Source organism: Streptosporangium subroseum, from assembly GCF_900188345.1.
GTDB classification, from domain to species: domain Bacteria; phylum Actinomycetota; class Actinomycetes; order Streptosporangiales; family Streptosporangiaceae; genus Streptosporangium; species Streptosporangium subroseum.
On record NZ_FZOD01000178.1, the window covers coordinates 1 to 1183 of the forward strand.

1 protein-coding gene and 1 pseudogene are annotated in these 1183 nt (G+C 69.9%); both read right to left on the reverse strand.

Going from position 1 to position 1183, the window contains the following annotated elements; all coding sequences use genetic code 11:
- Positions 1–236 (reverse strand): annotated as a pseudogene (locus CHC08_RS47910) (GNAT family N-acetyltransferase); the annotation flags it as partial.
- Positions 233–1183, reverse strand: a 951-nt coding sequence (locus CHC08_RS47915) for a M20/M25/M40 family metallo-hydrolase (RefSeq protein WP_143653736.1), incomplete at its 5' end; no start/stop codon positions are given. The pseudogene CHC08_RS47910 and the gene CHC08_RS47915, both read right to left, overlap by 4 nt.

Sequence of the window (1183 nt, forward strand, 5' to 3'; positions counted from 1 at the left end):
GAGTGCAGTACCTGTCCGGGGGGTGCGCCCAGGAACGCCACCGAGGCGCCTACCAGGCGATCGCTCTCGTAGGCTCCGGCCACGTAGTTGCCCGCGTGCGACAGCGCCCGCATCATCTCCACCGAGATCGGCGTGTTGGCGGGCTCGGGGTGCCAGATGTCGTCGAACAGCTGGAAGACGTCCGTGAAGTCAGCGATCTCGAACAGCTCCGTGACGCGCACCCCACCAGCTGTCATCCGCCGTCCTTTCCCGCCAATACCGCGGCGACCAGCTGGGTGAGCAACTCCGTCCTGATGGGCATCTCCGAGACGATCACGTGCTCGTGCGGCGCGTGCGCGCCACCGCCCAGCGCGCCCAGCCCGTCGAGCGTGGGACAGCCGACCCCCGCGCTGAAGTTGCCGTCGGAACCCCCTCCCACGGAGACCGCGCGCAGCGGTTCCATGTCCAGGTCCTTCGCGATCCGGCAGGCCAGCTCGAACAGGTCCATCGTGGAGGCCTCCTCCAGGGGAGGACGGTTCGGCCCTCCGCTCACCTTCAACCGGGTCCCCGATATCCGGGGGGTGAGCCCCTGCACCAGCTTGTCCACTCGCAACTGCTCGGCGATGCTGGCCGTACGGACGTCCACTCGCACCGTCGCCAGCGCCGGCACGGTGTTGGACGTGACGCCTCCCGACAGCACGGTCGGCGTGACCGTGGTCGTCCCCTGGCTGAGCGCGTTGAGCGTGAGGATCTGGTGGGCGAGCTCGACTCCGGCGTTCGCCCCCTTCTCCGGTTCGGTGCCCGCGTGCGCCGCCCTGCCGTACACGGTGAGCTCGTAGTTGGAGGTGCCCTTACGCGCGGTCTTGAGCGCGCCGTCGTCCCCGCTGGCCTCCAGCACGAACGCCGCCGAGCATTCGCGCGCCGTCTCCTCGATCAGCGTGCGCGAGGACGGCGAGCCGACCTCCTCGTCCCCGGTGACCAGCACGCACACCCCGTCCAGCGACGGCAGCGCGGTCAGCGCGTGGAACGTCTGCACCAGCCCAGCCTTCATGTCGAGCACACCCGGCCCGCGGGCGATGCCGTCCACGAGCGACCAGGGAATGCTCGCAAGCGTCCCGACCGGCCAGACCGTGTCGTGATGGCCGAGGATCAGGACCCGGGGGGTGCCGAAGCTCCACCGCAGGTGGGTGACCCCGTCGATCAC